Source organism: Aeromonas sp. R10-1 (assembly GCF_040908465.1).
GTDB lineage: Bacteria > Pseudomonadota > Gammaproteobacteria > Enterobacterales > Aeromonadaceae > Aeromonas > Aeromonas caviae.
In genome coordinates, this window is record NZ_JBFODT010000017.1 from 352,231 (window position 1) to 373,584 (window position 21,354).

Annotated in this window: 18 protein-coding genes; 4 read left to right on the forward strand and 14 right to left on the reverse strand. The window is 62.6% G+C overall.

Translation table 11 applies throughout. The annotated features are described in order from the left end of the window. Nucleotides 1–4: 4 nt before the first annotated feature. From AB5Y93_RS08475 to AB5Y93_RS08485, 3 genes are read right to left on the reverse strand one after another with little or no spacing between them, the layout of a single operon-like run. Complete coding sequence (locus tag AB5Y93_RS08475) at nucleotides 5–652, reverse strand: MSHA biogenesis protein MshJ (RefSeq protein WP_223956086.1); 648 nt, start codon at nucleotides 650–652, stop codon at nucleotides 5–7. Next, a complete protein-coding gene (locus AB5Y93_RS08480; protein ID WP_124244041.1) occupies nucleotides 652–1,245 on the reverse strand; it encodes a PilN domain-containing protein in 594 nt (197 codons plus the stop codon). Before AB5Y93_RS08480 ends, AB5Y93_RS08475 begins: the two co-directional genes overlap by 1 nt. Next, nucleotides 1,245–2,108: a hypothetical protein gene (locus AB5Y93_RS08485; RefSeq protein ID WP_041214302.1), complete on the reverse strand. Its 864-nt coding sequence runs from the start codon at nucleotides 2,106–2,108 to the stop codon at nucleotides 1,245–1,247. Before AB5Y93_RS08485 ends, AB5Y93_RS08480 begins: the two co-directional genes overlap by 1 nt. 120 nt (nucleotides 2,109–2,228) lie before the next feature. Between AB5Y93_RS08485 and AB5Y93_RS08490 the strand changes: the two genes are divergently transcribed. Beyond that, nucleotides 2,229–3,143, forward strand: a complete 915-nt coding sequence (locus AB5Y93_RS08490) for a 1-aminocyclopropane-1-carboxylate deaminase/D-cysteine desulfhydrase (RefSeq protein ID WP_368229169.1) — start codon at nucleotides 2,229–2,231, stop codon at nucleotides 3,141–3,143. Here AB5Y93_RS08490 and AB5Y93_RS08495 read toward each other — a convergent pair. Then, complete coding sequence (locus tag AB5Y93_RS08495) at nucleotides 3,140–5,059, reverse strand: EAL domain-containing protein (protein WP_041212201.1); 1,920 nt, start codon at nucleotides 5,057–5,059, stop codon at nucleotides 3,140–3,142. The two genes, AB5Y93_RS08490 and AB5Y93_RS08495, sit on opposite strands and share 4 nt — an antisense overlap. A 517-nt stretch (nucleotides 5,060–5,576) precedes the next feature. Here AB5Y93_RS08495 and AB5Y93_RS08500 point away from each other — a divergent pair. Then, nucleotides 5,577–7,112, forward strand: coding sequence for an EAL domain-containing protein (locus AB5Y93_RS08500; protein ID WP_368229170.1), 1,536 nt, complete (start codon nucleotides 5,577–5,579; stop codon nucleotides 7,110–7,112). A gap of 151 nt (nucleotides 7,113–7,263) precedes the next feature. Next, nucleotides 7,264–8,361, forward strand: a complete 1,098-nt coding sequence (locus AB5Y93_RS08505; protein WP_010672612.1) for a calcium:proton antiporter — start codon at nucleotides 7,264–7,266, stop codon at nucleotides 8,359–8,361. A 195-nt stretch (nucleotides 8,362–8,556) separates the two neighbouring features. Here the strand turns inward: AB5Y93_RS08505 and hutH are convergent, their stop codons facing one another. From hutH to ftsY, 10 genes are all read right to left on the reverse strand, one after another. Then, nucleotides 8,557–10,089: a histidine ammonia-lyase gene (hutH, locus tag AB5Y93_RS08510; RefSeq protein WP_010672611.1), complete on the reverse strand. Its 1,533-nt coding sequence runs from the start codon at nucleotides 10,087–10,089 to the stop codon at nucleotides 8,557–8,559. A gap of 1 nt (nucleotide 10,090) precedes the next feature. Beyond that, the gene (gene hutU / locus AB5Y93_RS08515; RefSeq protein WP_049637316.1) at nucleotides 10,091–11,794 is read right to left on the reverse strand and encodes a urocanate hydratase; all 1,704 of its coding nucleotides are present in this window, start codon (nucleotides 11,792–11,794) and stop codon (nucleotides 10,091–10,093) included. Nucleotides 11,795–11,839: 45 nt separating this feature from the next. Then, a complete protein-coding gene (hutG, locus tag AB5Y93_RS08520) occupies nucleotides 11,840–12,778 on the reverse strand; it encodes a formimidoylglutamase (RefSeq protein WP_368229171.1) in 939 nt (312 codons plus the stop codon). Continuing rightward, entirely contained in the window at nucleotides 12,771–14,006 is a 1,236-nt protein-coding gene (gene hutI, locus AB5Y93_RS08525; RefSeq protein WP_368229172.1) for an imidazolonepropionase, read from the reverse strand. Before hutI ends, hutG begins: the two co-directional genes overlap by 8 nt. A 156-nt stretch (nucleotides 14,007–14,162) precedes the next feature. After that, nucleotides 14,163–14,867 carry a histidine utilization repressor gene (gene hutC, locus AB5Y93_RS08530; protein ID WP_010672607.1) on the reverse strand — a complete coding sequence of 235 codons (705 nt, stop codon included), beginning with the start codon at nucleotides 14,865–14,867 and terminating at the stop codon, nucleotides 14,163–14,165. 10 nt (nucleotides 14,868–14,877) lie between these two features. After that, nucleotides 14,878–15,537 carry a carbonate dehydratase gene (gene can, locus AB5Y93_RS08535; protein ID WP_010672606.1) on the reverse strand — a complete coding sequence of 220 codons (660 nt, stop codon included), beginning with the start codon at nucleotides 15,535–15,537 and terminating at the stop codon, nucleotides 14,878–14,880. 127 nt (nucleotides 15,538–15,664) lie between these two features. After that, entirely contained in the window at nucleotides 15,665–16,519 is an 855-nt protein-coding gene (gene rpoH / locus AB5Y93_RS08540; protein WP_279956117.1) for an RNA polymerase sigma factor RpoH, read from the reverse strand. A 452-nt stretch (nucleotides 16,520–16,971) separates the two neighbouring features. Beyond that, nucleotides 16,972–17,925, reverse strand: coding sequence for a permease-like cell division protein FtsX (gene ftsX / locus AB5Y93_RS08545; protein WP_029313524.1), 954 nt, complete (start codon nucleotides 17,923–17,925; stop codon nucleotides 16,972–16,974). Further along, a complete protein-coding gene (ftsE, locus tag AB5Y93_RS08550; RefSeq protein ID WP_010672603.1) occupies nucleotides 17,925–18,593 on the reverse strand; it encodes a cell division ATP-binding protein FtsE in 669 nt (222 codons plus the stop codon). Before ftsE ends, ftsX begins: the two co-directional genes overlap by 1 nt. 222 nt (nucleotides 18,594–18,815) lie before the next feature. Beyond that, the gene (ftsY, locus tag AB5Y93_RS08555) at nucleotides 18,816–20,525 is read right to left on the reverse strand and encodes a signal recognition particle-docking protein FtsY (protein WP_368229173.1); all 1,710 of its coding nucleotides are present in this window, start codon (nucleotides 20,523–20,525) and stop codon (nucleotides 18,816–18,818) included. A 110-nt stretch (nucleotides 20,526–20,635) separates the two neighbouring features. Between ftsY and rsmD the strand changes: the two genes are divergently transcribed. Then, the gene (gene rsmD / locus AB5Y93_RS08560) at nucleotides 20,636–21,265 is read left to right on the forward strand and encodes a 16S rRNA (guanine(966)-N(2))-methyltransferase RsmD (RefSeq protein WP_201957245.1); all 630 of its coding nucleotides are present in this window, start codon (nucleotides 20,636–20,638) and stop codon (nucleotides 21,263–21,265) included. The last annotated feature ends 89 nt before the right edge of the window (nucleotides 21,266–21,354 follow it).

Sequence of the window (21,354 nt, forward strand, 5' to 3'; positions counted from 1 at the left end):
CCGCTTAACCACGGATGAACTCCTTGCTGGTGCTGAGGGTGTAGATCTCCATCGCTACCGCCGCCTTGGGATGCTCGACCACCCGGTAGTCAAAGCCCTTCCAGTAGAAGTGCCGAGGCAGGGCTTCGAGCGCTTTCAGGTACTGGTAGACATCGAAATAGCCGCCCTCCAGCTGAAGCCGGATGCCGTGCCTGAACAGGTTCACCTTCTGCTCCCCGGCCATCAGCGGCTCGGGCTTGAGGGAGGTGAGCGCCAGCATATGCAGGTTGGCGGAGCGGGACAACAGGGCTTCCAGCACCGCGGGCATTTCGTGGGCGGGGATCAGATCCACCGTCTGAGCCAGCAGCTCGGCATCCATCTGGCGCAGAGACGTCTCGACGCCGGCGAGCTGCTCGCGCACCTGGGCATCGGGATCCCGCCCCAGCCTGGCCTGCTTGCCCTGGTTTTCCAGGGTCAGGATCTCCAGATCCCGCTGCGCCGCAGCCAGGGCCTGCCGATCCTGGCCCAGCCGGGTGTCGGCGTCATCCAGCCAGCCATAGATGCCCATGGCCCCGAGCAGCACAACCCCGGTCAACAGAATGAGGATCCGCTCACGCAGGCTGAGGGCTGCGATCTGCTGCGCCCATCCCTGCCATTGTGCCTTCATGTCCATCAGGGAGTCTCCCGCGCTATGCCACTGAGCTGGAAGGCAAGCTGGCCCTCCTTGTCCCGACTCAGGGTGAGCTCGCCAAACTGCTTGCCCGCCAGGGAGGGGGTCTGTTTGAAGCGGTTCACCCAGGCGGGCACGTCCTGACTGCGTTCGGCCACGCCCGCGAGGTTGATGCGCCCGTCGCTTATTTCGATCCGTTGCAGGGAGAGGCGGGGATCCCGCAGGCGGGCAAGGTCCGCCATCACCCCCGCATAGCCCTGGGATTTTTGCAGGGAGAGGTGGCCAAGCTGCTGCATCAGCGCCTGTTTGGCCCCCAGCTCTTCCCGCTTGTCGGCCAGTTGCCGCTGCAAGTCTGCATTCGCCAGATGGCGCGCCAGCTCCGCATCGAGACGCCTGGCCTCGCCGCGCTGCACGTCGAGCTGTGCCCGCACGCCAGCCAATTCACGATCGAGGCCCTGCTGTTGCCAGCCATAGAAGAGGGTGGCCCCCAGCAGCAGCACCAGGACGCCGCCCCAGACCAACGCCATCTGGGGCAGGCTGGCCCACAGGCGTCTTGGCCGGAATTCGGCGCCATAGAGGTTGATTTGGTGTTTCATCAGTCGCTCCTGCCCAGGGCCGCGCCATAGGCACTGAGGTATTCGACTCCTGCCAGTACCGCCTTGTTTGCCATGGCCGACACCGGGAAACCGAACGTCTGTTCCAGATGACGCACCAGTACCCCCATGGCGGAGGAGGCGATGGCCAGTTGCAACTGGCCGGGCTCGGGCAGCTTGAGATGGCCAGCCAGATAATCGATGGATCGCTGGATCTCCAGCGCCAGCGCGTCGAGCTGGTCGGCATCTGGCTCATGGCTGCCGGTGAGGCTCGCAAATCCGCGCAACTGGCGGGAGAAACAGAGTCCGCCCCGATGGAAGACCAGCAGTTGCAGCTCCTGCCCCCGGGGTTGCCAGAGCAGCATGCGCACCATCTGGTCCGCCTCGTAGAGGGCCGTCATGGCCAGCTCGTCACTGACGATGGCCTCCAGGGTCGCCGCGCCGTTGACCGCATCCGCCACCTGCTGCACCCGGCTCTTGGGCATGCAGACAACATTGATGCGCGGACGCCCGGCAGGGGGAGTCGGCAGGTCCACATAATCCATGGCGAGCTGCAACACCGGCTCGTTGACGAAATCCTTGATGGCCCAGGGCAGGGCCCCCGCCATCTCGGCATCGGGGACGGCAGGCTTGTCGATCTGGATCTGCTGATAAAGGCTGGCCGCGAGGGCCACCCGCACCTTAGACTTGGCCAGACCGTGCCGGGAAAACAGCTCGGCCAGGGCCTTGGACCAGTCGTGGGGGCCGTTGACAGGCTGGCTGGCAAACACGGGAACGGGGTCCACGCAGGCCAGCAGAATGCGATCGCTGGCCAGCAGGATCCCGACCTGATGGCTGGAGGGAGAACGTCTGAACAGTGACTTCATCTGGATCTTCACCTGGCCGCGTAAAACGGACTAAACCTTAACATAAACAGGCTATTAGCCTCCAACTTTATGACAAACGACGCATCGACGACCACGCTGGCACCCACGGGAGACGATCCCATGGCCCCCCTTCAGCTCCCCTCCCCCCTGCACCGGATCCGGCATCCTCTGCTGGCAGCCCATGACGTCACGCTCTGGTGCAAGCGGGACGATCTGATCCACCCGACCCTCTCCGGCAACAAGTGGCGAAAGCTCAAATACCATCTGCAACAGGCACAGATGCTGGGCAAGGGCCACATCCTCTCCTTTGGCGGCGCCTACTCCAATCACATCCACGCCCTGGCCGCAGCAGGACTCAGACTGGGACTGCGCACCACGGGCATCATACGCGGTGAAGGGGATACCGTCAGCAATCCCACCCTGAAAGCGGCCAAAGGCTGGGGCATGGATCTCGTTTTTGTCGACCGCCAGGACTATCGCCGGCGCCAGGATCCCGAATGGCTTGCCCGGTTCGAGGATGACGACACCCTGCTGGTACCGGAAGGAGGCAGCAGCCCGCTGGCCATCCCCGGGGTGGCCGAGCTGGTCGACGAGGTGCCCTTCTCGCCGGATCTCTGGGTGCTGCCCTGCGCCAGCGGCGGCACCCTGGCGGGGCTCATCGCGGGCAAGCGGGCGCAGGAGCAGATCCTGGCCATCACGGTGCTCAAGGGGGCCGACTTCATCACCGGCGAGGTATGCCGGTTGCATCCGGCGGCGGCCACCATCCCGGGCTGGCGCATCGCGCTGGATCACCACGACGGCGGCTATGCCAGGTTCAGTCCGGCACTCTGGCAATGGGTGCAGGCATTCAGTGCCGAAACCGGCTTGCCGCTGGAACCCATCTACAGTGGCAAGGCGATGTGGGGGCTGTTTCGCGAACTGGCGGCAGGCCGCATTGCGCGCGGCAGCAAGATCATCTTCATCCACACCGGTGGCTTGCAGGGGCTGGCGGGCCTGCAGGAGCAGGGCCGCCTGTCACCCCGGCCGGGGCGCTAGTCAGGCAGGTTGAGGGGCTCGGGGTCGGCAAACCAGGGACCTTGACCGGCATGCACGCCCAGGTGTCGCAACATCTTCCACTCATCGCCACTCTCCACCCCCACAGCGATGACCCGGGTCTGGGTATTGGCACAGCCCCCCACCAGACTGCGTACCGCCATCTGGTTGACCTGGCGCAGGTGGATCTCCCGCACCAGGCTGGGGTGCAGCTTGAGGAAGTGGATCTCGAACTCCTTGATGTACTGGGTGCTCACCACGTCCTGGCCCGCATGATCGATGGCCAGCCTGCACCCCAGCATGCGCATCGCCCGAAGCGGCCGCTTGAGGGCTTCGTAGTGGCGGGTCACCTGGGACTCCGACAACTGCAGGATCAACCCCTCGTTGGTACTGCGCGGCAACTGGAACAGCTCGAAGAAGAGCTCGCGCTGGAACTCGCGGGTGAGCAGGTTCTGGGCGCACAGAGAGAGGCTGATAGGGCAGCTCGATGCCGGTCGCTGGCGCAGCAGTCGCAAGGCTCGGGCCACCACCAGTCTGTCCAGCGGCAGCAGCAGACCGGCCTTCTCCGCCATGGGCATGAAGACCCCCGCCTGCAGCTCCCGGCCCTGCTCGTCGTGAAGGCGGATGAGCAGCTCCTGCTGCAACACCACCTGATCCCGCTCCTGCTGCACAGGCTGGACGTAGAAGTCGATGCCCTGCTCCTCGATGCGACGGCTGATCAGGGTGCGCCAGCGCACCGTTCCCTTGCTGCTCGCCTCCTCGTTGAGGGATTTCTCGAACAGGAACCAGCCGCTGTGTCCTTGCAGGCGTGCGCTCTTGAGCGCCAGCTCTGCCTCTTCCTGCACCTTGAGCAGGGAATCCTGTGCCTGGTAGCAGACCGCACCGAGATAGACGGCGGTGTCGGCATTGACCGCTTCGGGCCAGTGCAGCCGCTGCAGACTCTTGAGCAACTGGCTGGCACCGTCCACCATCTCGCTCTCTGACATGTTAGGCAGCAGCACGGCAAAGACCTGACCGGCATAGCGCGCCTGCAGGGCTCCGCTGTGCTTTCGCACGAAGGCGGCGATGGTGGCGCTCGCCTCCATCAGGAGTTCCTGGCTCGGGCGCCCGCTCAGCTCGGGATCCAGCTCCTCCAGACCGGCCAGCTCGATCAGCAGCACACCGCCGCTGATCACGCTTGCTTCCATGATGGCGCTCTCCAGCCGGTTGTCGAAGAAGAGGCGGTTGCCGATGCCCGTTGTCTTGTCAACGAAGGCGTTGCTGCGGATGAAGTTGTCGAAGCGGCTGCGCTCCTTGCGGGCGTCGGCCAGCTCGGTCAGCAGATGGGTGAGGGCCTGACTGGCCGAAACAGGCCACTCTTCGGCAGGGTCATGGGCCAGCTTGGTCAGCTTGCCATCCAGGATCAGCTGGGCACGCTCCGCCAGCAGCTCGGCACCGCGCAACTGCAGACGCAGCCAGCGGATGGAGTACCAGAGCCCGAACACCACGATGAAGATACCCAGAGAGATGCCGAACATCGCCTTCATGGAGTACTCGAACTCCTTGAACGGCCTGTCCAGCTTGAAGTCGGCCCGCATCCCGGCCTGATTGGGGATCGCCTCGCTGTAGGCGATCAGCAGGCTCTCGTCCGTCTGCTGCTGCACATCGCGAAACCAGTAGACCCGCTGCTTGTCCTGACGGATCTCCAGCTCCACCACATGGGAGGCCCGCAACAGGGAGGGCAGCCAGCGGGCAAGGGCTTGCTGGTCATCGGTCACCCCGAGCTGCTTGTCGATGATCTCCACCAGGGAGTCGACCCGGTTCTGCTGCAGCTCCATTCCCATCTGGCGGAAACTGAAGACCCCGCCGAGCATCACCATGGCCATGGCCGAGATCACGCACAGCGTAATAAAAGAGACGAGTTGAGTGGTCAGTTTCATGTGCCTTTCCGTAGCCGACAGCATCCATAGGGCATCATGGTATCAGCCCAGACCAAACGCCGCCTATGGATGAAGATCCCGCTTCTGCAAATAAGCGGGCGGCTGCGTCATGCGGCGCCGTAGTGCAGGTCGCAAAAGAGAGAGGCATCAAGGGAGAGAGCGAGGGGACACAGGCTGAGGAGCGGACAGAAAAATGGTCCCACAACGGGGACCAAAAGAAACACTCATATCAAAACTAACACTCTGTGCTACTGACAAAAATAGATACAGGAGTATTGAACACACGGTGAGTCAAACCGCACCGCTACTTTAGCCACTTCAGATAAGCTGGACAATTGTCATTTATGACAGGTCAGCGATTGAATCTTGTTCAGGTGTGTAGCCATATCCTTTATTTATCAATTAATTATCGTTTTTGTTCCAAGTGTGACCAACTTGGCTCAAATCGATGCAGCTAATGCTATGATGCTTGAGTCTCAATCGGGTTGTTTCATTTCAGGGAAGAAGGATGCTCACCATGTCAGCACGATCTCCGCTATGGATTCCTCTGGCCCTCTTCTGTGTGCCCCCGCTGTTGATGCTGTTGCTCACCCCCCTGTTGAGCGACAAACTGGCTCACCACCTGTTGCAGACAAAGGAAAGGGCTCTGCTCGACTACCAGCAGGAGCGCAACCTGCTCCTGGATCACGATGTCCCCGCCCAACTCGCCCACTTTGCCTTCGATTGCGGCCCCACAGACATGGCGCTGCTGCGCTCACCCCAGTATTACAACCGCCATATTCGCCTGGCCGGCCTGCAGCTTGCCAACGGGAGCGGCTGCTCCACCCTGGGCCCAGCCCTGCCCCAGCTTGCCGACGCCGGCATACCGGTCTCCCCCGACTTTCATATTTCCAGCACGGCCCCCATGTTCGATACCGAACGCGAAACCCTGGTCTATGCGAGACGCAACGGCAATCTGGCCTATTGGGTGCTCGACAGCAGCTGGAGCCATGAGCTGCTGCGCCCCCCCTGCAACGACTGTTTCTATCTGGAGTTCAACCATAAGCACCCGGCCCAGTTCGGGCTCTTTTTCCCCCGTGGCAACAAACACATTCGAGAAGAGACAAACCCGATGCGGCTGCTCAGTTTCGATCCCCAGCATCAGGTGGAACAGACCCTCTGGGCTGGCGAGGCACTGAAACGCTACGCCCGCTCACAGATACACCGCTATGGCCTCTGGTCGGCCGGGGCGCTGGGGGCGCTGCTGGCGGCCCTCTACTGGGGCCTTAGAAACTACCGGCGATCCCTCAAAGGATTGCTGCAAAGAGGGCTGGCTCGGCGGGAGTTCATCCCCTTCTATCAGCCCATAGTGGACAGCAGAAACCGAAGGGTAGTGGGATTCGAGGCCTTGCTGCGCTGGCAGCGAGGACGGGATCTGGTGTCGCCAGGCACCTTCATCGCCTATGCGGAGGAGCAGGGGCTGATCCTGCCGATGACGGACCAACTGCTGGAGCGCATCCTGGCGGATCTTCCCGTCCTGGCCCCGCATCAGTGGGTCAGTGTCAATCTGGTGGCGGGCCATATCGAGCAGCCTCGTCTGCGCACCCAGTTGCAGCGCCATGGCTGGCCCTCGCCGGCCCGCCTCACCTTCGAACTCACCGAGCGGGATCCCATCAAGCACATCCAGGGGGCCATGGCGGAGATCGCCGCTCTGCAGGAGAGGGGCTATCACTTCAAGCTGGATGACTTCGGCACCGGTTATGGCGGCTTTGCCTACCTGCAACGGCTCGGCATTCGCCAGATCAAGATCGACAAGATGTTCGTGGATACCATAGGCACGGACGACCTCAAGCGCAGCGTGCTGGATGCCACCATCGCCTTCGGCCTCAAATCGGGCATGGAGATGATCGCCGAAGGGGTCGAAACCCAGGAGCAGGTGGAATACCTGCATCGCCACGGAGTCCACCTGATCCAGGGCTACGTCTATGCCAAGCCCATGCCACTGAGCAAACTGAAGCTCTGGCTGATGGCATGGCAAGAGGGCGAGACAACCAGCCCCTCCGACCCGCACTGAGGCGGTACCTGCCCCGCCTCTCACCCTTTGCAACAAAATGATGCTCCGCATGAGGAGCATCTCCCCTTATCATGGGTCTGTGCACCTTGGGTGCACCAAGTCGCTCCATACCCCGTCGGCCGAGGCCGCCCCGAGATGAGAACCACTGCCTATGAAGTCTTTTATCCGACAAGAGATTGCTCTGCCTGCCGGTCTGCTGACCCTGCTCTTCTTCAAAACCCTGGGGAGCGACCTGCTGGCAGAGACAACCCCCCTTGCGGTCTACCTGCCGGTGTCGCTGGCCCTGCTTGCCATCGTGACCTGGGCCATCTTCTCCGTCGTGCGTCACTCTGACGCCCTCGCCATCAAGCTCGGGGAACCCTTCGGTACCCTGATCCTGACCCTCTCGGTCATCTCCCTGGAAGTGGTGATGATCTCCTCCGTCATGCTGACCGGCGATCCCAATCCCACCATGGCCCGTGACACCATGTTCGCGGTGGTGATGCTGGTCACCAACGGTCTGGTGGGCTTCACCCTGCTGTTTGGCGGCTGGCGCTATCACACCCAGAACTTCAATCTGGACGGGGTCAAATCCTATCTGGTTGCCATCATTCCCCTGGCACTGCTCTGTCTGGTCCTGCCGAACTTCACCCAGGGCGGCACCCTGGGCAGCCTCTCCAAGGCCATGTCATGGATGCTGATCATCATCTCCATCCTGCTCTATGGTGTCTTCCTGCTGATCCAGACCCGCAGCCACAGCCACTTCTTCGTCGACAGCGATCACGAGGATCTCGAGGATCACCACGGCCCGCTGCAGAGCAACGTCTATCACACCCTCTTGCTGCTCGCCTACCTGGTGGTGGTGATCCTGCTGGCCAAGACCCTGGCCATCCCCATCAACTACGGGGTGCACGTGATGGAAGCCCCGATGGCGCTGGGTGGTTTCATCGTCGCCTGTATCGTACTGGCCCCCGAAGCGGTCGGCGCCATCAAGGCGGCCTTCAACAACCAGTTGCAGCGGGCCATGAATCTCTACTTCGGCTCCGTGCTGGCCACCATCGCCCTCACGGTACCCTCCGTACTTTTCATCGGCTCCCTGATGGGGCAGGAAGTGCGCCTGGGCCTCTCCCCTGCCGACATGGTGCTGCTCATCACCACCCTCATGGTCTGTAAAGTGACCTTCAGCAGCGGCCGCACCCACGCCCTGCACGGCGCCACCCATCTTGTGCTGTTTGTCGTTTACCTGTTCCTGATGTTTGAACACGGATAAGGCTGCCAGCACTCACCCCAGTGCTGTTCGTGGTTTATCTGTTCCGGATGTTTGAACACGGATAAGGCCGCCACCACCTGCCTGCTGCCACTCTGCGCAGCGCGCTTCCGATGGCCCCGACGCGAGGCGCGGGAGACGGAAATGAAAAGACCGCCCCATGGGCGGTCTTATTTATGGTTGCTCAGACTCTGGGTCTCAGAGGCTGGGCAGAGTCCCGGCCGGGATCAGGTCGTTGTAGCTGGCACGGCCCAGCAAGGCGGCGGCCGCCTCGATGTCCGGTGCAAAGTACCTGTCCTTGTCATAGAAGCTGACCTCTTCCCGCAGACGGCCCTTGGCCAGCTCGATGAGCTCGGTGGAGCGCAGGGGTGCGCGGAAGTCGAGCCCCTGGGCCGCTGCCAGCAGTTCCACCGCCAGGATGCCACGGGTGTTCTCGGCCATGTCCGCCAGCCGGCGACCGGCGAAGGTGGCCATGGAGACGTGGTCCTCCTGGTTGGCCGAGGTGGGCAGGCTGTCCACCGAGGCCGGGTGGGCCAGGGTCTTGTTCTCGGAGGCCAGGGCCGCCGAAGTAACCTGGGCGATCATGAAACCGGAGTTCACCCCGCCGTTGTTCACTAGGAAGGCCGGCAGGCCGGACATGCGCGAGTCGATGAGCAGCGCCATGCGCCGCTCGGACAGCGACCCGATCTCGGCGATGGCCAGGGCCAGGTTGTCGGCGGCAAAGGCCACGGGTTCTGCGTGGAAGTTGCCGCCGGAGATGATCTCCTCATCCTCGGCAAACACCAGGGGGTTGTCGGAGACCGCGTTCGCCTCGCACACCAGCACCTCGGCGGCCTGACGGATCTGGGTCAGGCAGGCACCCATCACCTGGGGCTGGCAGCGCAGGGAGTAAGGATCCTGCACCTTCTCGCAGTTGTGGTGGGACATGCCGATCTCGCTGCCGTCCACCAGCAAGTGGCGGTAGCAGGCGGCCGCATCGATCTGGCCGCGCTGACCGCGCACCTCATGGATGCGGGCATCGAACGGCCGGCGGCTGCCCAGCGCCGCTTCAACGCTCATTGCACCGATGGTGATGGCGCCGGCGTAGAGATCCTCGGCATGGAACAGCCCTTCCAGCGCGAAGGCGGTGCTCGCCTGGGTGCCGTTGAGCAGGGCCAGCCCCTCTTTCGGCGCCAGGGCGATGGGCTCCAGCCCGGCAATCTTCAGGGCAGTGGCGGCGTCGATCAGCTCACCCTTGTGACGGGCCTTGCCTTCACCGATCAGCAGGCAGCTCATATGGGCCAGGGGCGCCAGATCGCCGGAAGCGCCGACGGAGCCCTTCTTCGGCACCACGGGGTAGACCTCGGCGTTGATAAGGGTCATCAGGGCCTCGAGCACCGTCAGCCGGATGCCGGAGAAGCCACGGGCGAGCGAGTTGACCTTGAGCACCATCATCAACCGTACGGTGGCGTCATCCATGTACTCGCCAATCCCTGCCGCATGGGAGAGCACGATGGAACGCTGCAGCTCGTCCAGCTGCTCCACCGGAATGCGGGTGTTGGCCAGCAGGCCAAAGCCGGTGTTGATGCCGTACACCACCCGGTTTTGCTCGATCACCTTGGTGACCACGGCGGCGGAGGCGTGGATCCCCGCCAGGGCAGCCGGATCCAGGCTGACGTGTACCGGCTCGCGGCTGACACGGCGCAGGGTGGCGAGGCAGAGTTTGCCCGGTTGCAGATTGAGTTCGAACATCTTATTTCACCCCTTTGCCGGTGGCGTCGATCATCGGCAGATCCAATTTCGCATCAACGGCACAGTTGATGGCAATCTCGTAGCCGGCGTCGGCGTGACGCATCACCCCGGTGGCCGGGTCGTTGCGCAGCACGCGGCCGACCCGCTTGGCGGCATCATCGGTGCCGTCACAGACGATCACCACGCCGGAGTGCTGGGAGAAGCCCATGCCCACACCGCCACCGTGGTGCAGGGAGACCCAGGTCGCGCCGCCGGCGGTGTTGAGCAGGGCGTTGAGCAGCGGCCAGTCGGAAACGGCGTCGGAGCCATCCATCATCGACTCGGTCTCGCGGTTCGGGCTCGCCACCGAGCCGGAGTCAAGGTGGTCACGGCCGATGACGACCGGTGCCTTCAGCTCGCCATTCTTCACCATCTCGTTGAAGGCCAGGCCCAGGCGCACCCGATCCTTGACACCGACCCAGCAGATCCGCGCCGGCAGGCCCTGGAAGGCGATGCGCTCGCGGGCCATGTCGAGCCAGTTGTGCAGGTGGGGATCGTCTGGGATCAGCTCTTTCACTTTCTGATCTGTCTTGTAGATGTCTTCCGGGTCGCCGGAGAGCGCCACCCAGCGGAACGGGCCAATGCCCTCGCAGAACAGCGGGCGGATGTAGGCCGGCACGAAGCCCGGGAAGTCGAAGGCATTCTTGACCCCCTCTTCCAGCGCCATCTGGCGGATGTTGTTGCCGTAATCGAGCGTGGCGGCGCCGCGGGATTGCAGGGTCAGCATGGCTTCGACCTGACGGGCCATGGAGCGGCGAGCCGCCACGTTGACCTCGTCCGGTGCGCTCTTTTGCAGATCGCGCCATTGGGCCACGCTCCAGCCCTGGGGCAGGTAGCCGTGTACCGGGTCATGGGCGGAGGTCTGGTCGGTCACCACGTCCGGCGTGATGCCGCGAGCCACCAGCTCGGCGAAGACGTCGGCGGCGTTGCCGAGCAGGCCGACGGAGACGGCGGTACCGCTGCGTTTGGCCTCCTCGACCATGGCCAGCGCCTCATCCAGGCTGTGGGCCTTCTTGTCGACGTAGCGGGTACGCAGACGGAAATCGATACGGGTCTCGTCGCACTCCACGGCGATCATGGAGAAACCGGCCATGGTGGCGGCCAGAGGCTGGGCACCGCCCATGCCACCCAGGCCCCCGGTCAGGATCCAGCGCCCTTTGGGTTCGCCGTTGAAGTGCTGGTTGGCCACCGCGAAGAAGGTCTCGTAGGTGCCCTGCACTATCCCCTGGGTGCCGATGTAGATCCAGGAGCCGGCGGTCATCTGGCCGTACATCATCAAACCCTTTTTATCGAGCTCGTTGAAGTGCTCCCAGTTGGCCCAGTGGGGCACCAGGTTGGAGTTGGCGATGAGCACCCGCGGCGCATCCTTGTGGGTCTGGAACACCCCGACCGGCTTGCCGGATTGCACCAGCAGGGTCTGATCGTCCTCGAGCCGGGTCAGCACCTCGACGATCTTGTCATAGCAGGCCCAGTTGCGAGCGGCGCGGCCGATGCCGCCGTACACCACCAGGGACTGGGGATGCTCGGCAACATCCGGATCCAGGTTGTTCATCAGCATCCGCAGTGGCGCTTCGGTGAGCCAGCTCTTGGCGGTCAGCTGGGTGCCGTGGGGAGCACGGATCACGCGGCTCGGATCGTGGCGGGGATCCTGGTGTTGTACAGACATAGACACTCCTTGTTTAGCGATGCAATCAGGCGGCGCGGTGCGCCACTACTTGGTCAACTGGTGAACCAGGCGCGCGGCCACGCGGGCACTGCGGTTGTCCTGATCCAGGTTCGGGTTGTACTCGGCCAGATCGGCGAGCCTGAGCTTGCCGCTGGCCCGGATATGGGCGATAAGCGGTTCGATGACCGCCAGCTCCACGCCGCGAGCGGCGGGAGCGCTGACTCCCGGCATCACCGCCGCCGGCAGCACGTCGAGATCGATGGTGAGATAGAGGTGGTCGCAACGGGCGATAAAGGCATCCAGCCCGCCTAGCAAGGCTGGCAGTTCGGTCGGCGTCATCGCCTCGTCCAGCACGTGCCAGACTCCCAGCGCCTCGGCGCGGGCAAAGAGCGCCGCGGTATTGGCGGTTTCGGCCACCCCGAGACAGGCATAGTGAAAGGGGGTGCCCTGGGCAGCACACTGCTCGGCAATCTGGAAGAAGGGGGTGCCCGAGCTCGCCTGCTCCTGTTTCATGCGCAGATCGAAGTGGGCGTCGAAATTGATGATCCCGACCCGTCCTTCGCCGCCAAGATGACGGTTCAGGCCGCTCCAGCTGCCAAACGCCACCTCGTGGCCGCCTCCCAGCACCAGGGGGAAGTGTCCCTGATCCAGCGCACTCGCGACCCGCTCGGCCAAGCGCCCGTGGGCGGCATCGAGATCGCCGTCCTCACAGGCCAGATCCCCGCCGTCATAGACGGGGGCGCCCAGGTGCCAGGCCGTGTTGGCCAGCAGCTTGCGCAGCGCCAGCGGTGCACCGGCCGCGCCTACTCGTCCCTTGTTGCGGCGGACCCCTTCGTCACAGGCAAAGCCGAGCAGCACCACGCCGGGTTCGCGATTCCCCTGCCAGGGTTGCACCCTATCGTGCCAGCGCAGGGCCAACTCACCGTCTTCGGGATCCTGACGCCCCTGCCAGACCGACATGTCGATCCCGTTGAACTTATCCATGAAGGGTCTCCTCCCCGTTGACCACACGGCTCACCAGCTGATCGACGCCGATGAGGTAGCTGAGCTCGGCCGGATGGCCGCAGTTCCAGACAAGGAAATCCGCCAGCATGCCGACCTTGAGCTGCCCCAGCCGTTCCTGCTCGCCGAGCGCCCTGGCGGCGTGGCGGGTCACCCCGGCTATGGCCTCCACCGGGGTCAGGCCAAACAGGGTGCAAGCCATGTTCATGGCCATGCGCAGGGAGACGATGGGAGCCGTGCCCGGGTTGATGTCGGAAGAGACAGCCATGGGTACCCCCGCCTTGCGCAAGGCAGCGATCGGGGGCAGCTTGGTCTCCTTGAGGAAATAGAAAGCGGTGGGCAGCAGGGTGGCGACCACGCTACGGTGGGCCAGCGCCTGGATCCCGTCCTGATCCAGATATTCCAGATGATCCACCGAGAGGGCGCCGAAGTGGGCGGCGAGCGTGCTGCCCCCCAGGTTGGAGAGCTGATCCATGTGCCCTTTCACCGCGAGGTTGTACTGATCCGCCGCCAGATAGACCTGCTCGGTCTGGGCAAGGGAGAAGCCGATGTGCTCGCAGAAGACATCCACCGCATCCGCGAGACCTGCCTCGGCCGCCGCCGGGATGATCTCCTGGCAGATGGTCTCGACCCAGGAGTCGGGATCGTCGCGATACTCCGGCGGCACCGCATGGGCCGCCAGCAGCGTGGTCTTGACCCGGATGGGCTGCGTCTCTCCCAGACGACGGGCCACCCGCAACATCTTGAGCTCATCTTCCAAGGTGAGGCCGTAGCCGGACTTGATTTCGACTGTGGTGACCCCTTCCCGGATCAGGGACTTGATCCGCGGCAACGCCAGCTCATAGAGCCGCTCCTCGCTGGCTGCCCGGGTGGCGCGCACCGTGCTGATGATACCGCCCCCCTTGCGGGCAATCTCCGCATAGGGGACTCCCTTCTGGCGAAGTTCGAACTCTTCGGCGCGGCTGCCGGCGAAGATGAGGTGGGTGTGACAATCGATAAGACCGGGGGTGACCAGCTTCCCCTTCATGTCCTGCCAGGAGGCGGCATAGGGGCCCTTGAGATCCTGCATGGGGACCAGAGCGTGGATCTTGCCATCCCGCACGCCAAGGGCATGGGGCTCCAGCAGGCCGTAGTCCGCCAGATCGGGGCGCAGGGTGGCGGGTGTCACGTTGAGCCAGACCCGCTCGCAGTTCAACAGTTCCTTGTTCATACCGACCTCTAAATGTATATACAATAATTTATAGCCGATCTCTGAAAAGAAAGAAAGGATCAAGTTCACATCTTGATAACAGCGGCTTTATTAGAGTGTAAGCACAAAAAAGCCCACCGAGAGGTGGGCTTTTAAATGCTTAATATGTATATACAATTATGCGAGACGCGTCTTGGAGCTCAGCTTGTAGCGGGAACCCGGCGACAACAATCTGGCATAGGAGACCAGAAAGCCGTCTGACCAGGTTCGCCGGTGCAGCAGCAGGCAGGGGGTGTCGACCCTCACTTGCAGCAGTCCGGCTTCACCAGCACTCGGCAACACGGCTTCTACCACGTGCTCCATCTCGGAGAGGGGGCAGATCTCCATCAGATAGCTGTTTGGCGTCTGCTGGGTGAAATCCTGCTCGCCATAGCCGGGCAGTCGCTCAGCATCGACGAAGCGCTCCTCCAGTTGCAGCGGCTCCCCATCGGCCTGATGGACTATGAGGCTGTGAAAGGTGGGCGCCCCGACCCGCAGGCCCAGACGTACCGCTACTTTCTCGTCGGCGGCCTGACGTTGCAGCCGGATCACCCGCGCGCTGTACTCGCTGCCCCGTTCGGCGATCTCGTCTGCAATATTGCGAATCGCCAGGAGCGGCGACTCGGTGCGCCTGTCGGCCACAAAGCTGCCGGATCCGGCGGTGCGCACCAGCCAGCCTTCGGCCACCAGTTCACGCAGCGCCTTGTTCACCGTCATGCGGCTCACGGCAAACTGCTCGCACAGGGCGGCCTCGGTCGGGATCCGGTCGCCCGCCTGATAGTGGCGTTCGCGGATCCCGTCCAGGATGTGCTGCTTTATCTGAAGGTAGAGCGCAGGAGCCACCGGATGGTCCTCAGCGGCGACGGTGGGGCGGACGCATGTCCGGCCAGGCGCGATAGACGTCCGGGATCTGGTCAGGGCCGCTGATGCAGAGATCGAGATCGTGCAGCAGGCCATCCTTGATGCCGTAGATCCAGCCGTGCACCGCCAGCTCCTGCCCCTTGCGCCAGGCATTCTGGATGATGGTGGTGTGGCAGACGTTGGCGACCTGCTCGGCCACGTTCAGCTCGCACAGGTAGTCGAAGCGCTCGTGCTCATCCTCGATGGCTTCGAGCTGTTCGCCGTATTTGAAGTAGACGTCCTTGATGTTGCGCAGCCAGTTGTCGATGAGACCCAGCTCCTGGTTCTGCATCGCAGCCTTGACGCCACCGCAGCCATAGTGGCCGCAGACGATGATGTGCTTCACCTTGAGCACCTCCACCGCGTATTGCAGCACCGAGAGGCAGTTGAAGTCGGTGTGCACCACCAGGTTGGCGACGTTGCGGTGGACAAAGACGTCCCCCGGCAAGAGCCCCATCAGCTGGTTGGCGGGAACCCGGCTGTCGGAACAGCCGATCCAGAGGTACTCGGGTGCCTGCTGGGCGGACAGGGTAGCGAAGAAATTGGGATCCTCGGCCTTGATCCGTTCCGCCCACTCGCGGTTGTTGGTAAACAAGTCGTTCAACAGTTTCACTTCTGCTCTCCCTACTGTGGCAGTGGCGGCAACATACCATACACAAGGGTAACCAAGGCAAGGCCGACCAGATCCCCGCAAAACAAAAACAGGGCCATCAGGCCCTGCTTCTTACCGGAGGAGGCCGTCAGGCATCCATGGCATCTTTCAGCTTCTTGAGCGCGTTTTTCTCAAGCTGGCGCACCCGCTCGGCCGAGACGCCGTAAGTATCGGCCAGCTCCTGCAGGGTGGTCTTGCTCTCGTCATCGAGCCAGCGGGCACGAATGATGTGCTGGCTGCGCTCGTCCAGGGTCGCCATGGCCGCACTCAGACGACGGGTGGCATGGCTGTCCCAGTTGTCGTTCTCGATGTTCGCGGCGAGATCGGAAGATTTGTCTTCCAGATAGTGCACCGGCGCAAAGCCACCCTCGTCTTCATCGTCACCGACCAGATCGAAAGCCTGATCGTAATTGCTCATGCGCGCTTCCATCTCGGTGACGTCGGCAGCGGATACCCCGAGGTCGGCAGCCACGGCCTGCACTTCTTCGTGGTTCAGCCAGCCCAGACGCTTCTTGGACTTGCGCAGGTTGAAGAACAGCTTGCGCTGGGCCTTGGTGGTCGCCACCTTGACCATGCGCCAGTTGCGCAACACATATTCGTGGATTTCGGCCTTGATCCAGTGCACGGCGAAGGAGACCAGACGCACGCCCACGCTCGGGTCGAAGCGTTTGACGGCTTTCATCAGGCCGATGTTGCCTTCCTGCACCAGATCGGCCTGAGGCAGGCCATAGCCGGAGTAGCTCTTGGCCACGTGAACGACAAAACGCAGGTGCGACATAACGAGCTGGCGTGCAGCTTCGAGATCGCCATCCTGCTGCAGACGCATCGCCAGTTCGCGCTCTTCCTCTACGCTCAGCACAGGGATCGAGTTGACGGCCTGGATATAGCCTTCCAGACTACCTTGCGGAATCAGAGCCATAGTGCGTTGCAATGAAGTTCCCATGTTCTACCTCTTACTTTTCTATCGAATCAGTCTAACACCCTGAGAAGACGTGTCTACCGACCAGGTATCATTCTGCGTGCTGCATCATACATCACCCCAGCATGAACCCGGCCTATCTTAGGCTGACGGCATGAATCATAAATGAACAGTCAAAAAAAAGGGGTCACAGTAAAGGACCCCTGAAAAGTAGCATGCTAAGTCCATTGTTGCGGAGCTCGCAACCTTCACATGCTTGCCAAGTCAGACGAGCAAGGCATAGGGGCCATACCCGTATTCATTCTGCTGCAGTCAATAGACCATTGATAAATCAAAAGGTTCAGAGGATCCACATATGATCCTCGGCGCAGACACCATTCAGATTACTCTGAGAAAGTGGCCCGTGCCAGAAACGGGCCACTCTTTTACTTGATCCAGTTCGCAAAATCCAGCGCTTTAAAATGCTGACAAATTAATCAGGACGGTTCTATGTCGCGAATGTGCCTGTGTACCGAGAACCAGGAGGCGATCAACCCCAGCAGGGCGCCCAGCAGTATGAGATTGAAGCCGTCGAACGCCCCCATCCCCACCAGACGGAAGTTGCTGTTGTAGAGCCCCGCCAGCTCCTTCACCACCCCCTCGCTCCAGATCACCATCACCTCGGTCAGCCACCAGGCCAGCATGCCGCCAATGACCCCGAACCAGATGCCCGTATAGAGGAAGGGACGGTGGATGAAGGCATCGGTCGCTCCCACCAGCTTGAGCACTTCAATCTCGGAACGCTGGTTCAGGATATTCAGGCGCAGGGTATTGCCCACGATCAGCAACACGGCGGAGAGCAGCAACACCGCGATACCTGTGATGGTGTGGCGCAGCAGGTTCATGATCCCCTGCAACCGGGTCAGCCACTGCAGATCCAGCTTGCCCTGCTCGATACCGGGCTCGTTCTCCAGCTTGGCGAGCAGCTCGGCGGCCCCTTCGGGATTCTGCCAGCGCGGATCCGGGATCACGCTCAGCACCGGCGGCAGCGGGTTGCTGTCCAGATAATCCAGGGCATCACCGAAGCCGGAGATCTCCCGAAATTCCCTGAGCGCCTCGTCACGGTTCATATAAGTGACGGACTCCACCTCCGGATAGAGCAGGATCCGCTGCTTCATGTCGAGGATGCTCTGCTCCGGCAGATCCTTGCGCAGATAGAGAGAGATCTGGGAGCTGGTCTGCCAGCTCCCCTCTACCACTTCGGCATTCTTCAGCAATACGTGGAAACAGGAAGGCAGCGCCAGACTCACGCCAAGCACCGCCAGGGTCATCAGGGAGGCGAGCGGGTTGCGCCACAGCTCACCCAGGCTGGCAAAGGCCTGACGCACATGATCCACCCCATACATCATCAAACGACGCAACGGCGGCTGTTTATGACGAACAATAGCCATCAGCGATCCTCCCCGGACGAATACATGCGACCCGCCTTGAGGGTCAGGGTGCGGTAGCGCATCCGGGCGATCAGCCCCAGATCGTGAGTGGCAATCAGCACGGAGACGCCGAAGCGGTTGAACTCCTCGAACAGGCGCATGATGTCCATGGAAAGCTGGGGATCCAGGTTGCCGGTCGGCTCGTCCGCCAGCAGCAGGGGCGGCTTGTTGACGATGGCGCGGGCGATGCCGACCCGTTGCTGCTCACCACCGGAGAGCATGCGCGGCTGGTAGCGCTCCTTGCCGAGCAGCCCGACCTTGTCCAGCGCCGCCGCCACCCGCTTGTTGATGTCCCCATGGCTGTAGCCATCGATCACCAGGGGCAGTGCGACGTTGTCGAACACGGTACGATCCATCAACAGGCGGTGATCCTGGAAGATCATGCCGATCTGGCGGCGCACGTAGGGGATCTGACTGCGCTGGATGTGGCTGACGTCATCGCCGTGGAAGAAGACGCGGCCGTCGGTCGGCCGTTCCATCACGCTGATGAGCTTGAGGAGGGTACTCTTGCCCGCCCCCGAATGGCCGGTCAGGAAGGCCATCTCCCCCTTGCGCAGGTGAAAACTGACCTTTTGCAGCGCTTGATGACCGCCACTGTAGACCTTGCTGACCTTGTCAAAACGAATCATAACGGTTCCCTGAGATTGACAAACCCCGACCGGGATAAAGCATGGGGCGCTCACTCCCCCGTACCGGTACAACACCTGGATGACAACACCGCTCACAACCATGCCGCGTGTCATCCTTCCCCGGATGAGCCATGCCTGCGCCCTCATAGTGACATACCCCGACCGGAGTCGGGGTATGGAACACGTGCTTGTCACGGCCGGGCCGACTCATGTCAGCCGGATTTATTCTTCGCGGCTGAAGAGCGCCTCGATGAAGTCGTTGGCGACGAACGGGCGCAGATCGTCGATCCCCTCGCCCACCCCGATGTAGCGGATCGGGATCTGGAACTTGTCGGCCACCGCGAAGATGACGCCACCCTTGGCGGTACCGTCCAGCTTGGTGAGGGTGATGCCGGTCAGGCCCACCGCCTCGCTGAACAGCTTGGCCTGGCTCAATGCGTTCTGGCCGGTGCCTGCGTCCAGAGTCAGCATGATCTCGTGGGGTGCCGCATCGTCCAGCTTCTTCATCACCCGCACCACCTTCTTGAGCTCCTCCATCAGGTTGCTCTTGTTCTGCAGGCGGCCAGCGGTATCGGCGATCAGCACGTCAGCCCCGCGGGAGCGGGCTGCCTCGATGGCGTCATAGATGACGGAGGCGGAGTCGGCACCAGTGTGCTGGGCAATCACCGGAATGTTGTTGCGCTGACCCCACACCTGCAGCTGCTCGACCGCAGCGGCACGGAAGGTATCGCCAGCGGCCAGCATCACGCTCTTGCCCTCGGCCTGGAACTGTTTGGCCAGTTTGCCGATGGTGGTGGTTTTGCCGACGCCGTTCACGCCGACCATCAGGATGACGTAAGGCTTCTTGCTGGTGTCGATCACCAGGGGCTGCTCGACCTTGGCCAGCATCTCGCCCATGTCCTGTTTGAGCAGACCGTAGAGCGCCTCGGCGTCCTTGAGCTGCTTGCGATCCGCGTGCTGTACCAGCCCCTCGATGATGCGGGTGGTGGTGTCGACGCCAAGATCGGCGGTCAGCAGCTGGGTCTCCAGCTCTTCGAACAGATCGTCATCGATCTTCTTGCCGCTGAACAGGCCGAAGAAACCGGAACCGATATTCTCCCTGGTACGCACCAGGCTGCGCTTGAGGCGGGCAAAGAAGCCCTCCCGCTGCGGCTTCTCCTGAGTGTCGTCGTCCACCTTGGCGGCCAGTGGCAGAGCGGCCAGGGCGGCGGCCTCAGCCTCCATCGCGGCGACCAGACGCAAATCTTCCGCTCGCTGGGCCTCTTTGGCGACACGGGCTTCGGCAGCGATGCGAGCCTCTTCTGCGGCGCGTGCCTCGGCAGCAATACGAGCTTCTTCCGCAGCGCGGGCTTCGGCGGCCACACGGGCTTCTTCTGCGGCGCGGGCTTCGGCGGCAAGACGAGCTTCTTCCGCAGCGCGAGCCTCGGCGGCAACACGAGCCTCTTCCGCAGCGCGAGCTTCGGCGGCAACACGGACCTCTTCTGCGGCGATGCGAGCCTCTTCCGCAGCGCGAGCTTCGGCGGCAACACGGGCCTCTTCTGCAGCGCGAGCCTCGGCGGCAATACGGGTCTCTTCTGCAGCACGAGCCTCGGCGGCAACACGGGCTTCTTCTGCGGCGCGGGCTTCGGCGGCGACAATGGCTTCTTCTGCGACCTGAGCTTCGGTGGCGATCAAGGCCTCATTGACGATGACGGGCTCAAGCTCGCCCTCCGGCTCTTCCACAACCAGGGGGCCTTCGTCAGGGCCGCTCAGCGGCGCTTCGGGCTTGGCGGCGGGGGCATCAGCCGGGGCAACATCGGCGACAGGCGCGGGAACAGCGGCGGCCTCCGACTCGACTACCGCCGGGGTAGCGTCGGGCGCCTGCGATGGAACGGCCTCAGCCTCTTCTTTCTTGCGGCCGAAACCCAGCCAGGAAAACAAACCTTTTGCCATCTAAAAATACTCACATCAAAGGCTGACTGCTAAGATAGCCGTCCCTCGGCGGGTCGGCATAAAAATGAACCGCCTTATACTATCACTTTATTTTCTGACGACGAAACGCGATGCCCAGAGTGAAATCCAGCCGTAACAGCCCGAGCAAGAGCCCGGCCCCCCAGGGGCGAGCGGGCGTGGTACGAATCATCAGCGGCCAATGGAAGGGGCGCAAACTCCCCGTCAGGGATGTGGAAGGGCTCAGACCCACCACGGATCGCGTCAAGGAGACCATCTTCAACTGGCTGGCTCCCCACGTGCGCGGTACCCGCTGCCTGGATCTGTTCGCCGGCAGCGGCGGGCTGGGGCTGGAAGCCTTGTCCCGCTATGCCGAACAGGTCACCCTGATCGAGATGGACAGAGGCGCCGCCGACCAGCTCAAGAAGAACCTGACGACCCTGGGCAGCAGCCAGGGGCAGGTGATCCAGGCTGATGCCGTGAGCTGGCTGCAAGGCCCGGCCACGCCGTTCGATCTGGTCTTTCTGGACCCACCGTTTCGTCGCGAGCTGCTGCCCCAGGTGTGCGAGCTTCTGGAGCAACGCGGCTGGCTGGCATCCGATGCCCTCATCTATCTGGAGCGGGAAAAAGAGATGGCCGATCTGACGCTGCCCGCCAACTGGAAACTACTCAAGGACAAGCAGGCTGGTCAGGTCTGCTATCAGCTCTATCTGCGGGACACCAAGCATGACGCTGCTGTTTAAAGGGGAGATGGGAACAGTCCCCTTCTCCGTCAATTTGGACAACGGCTCAAGGACAAGCAGGTCGATCACATCAGGCCTGCTATCAACTC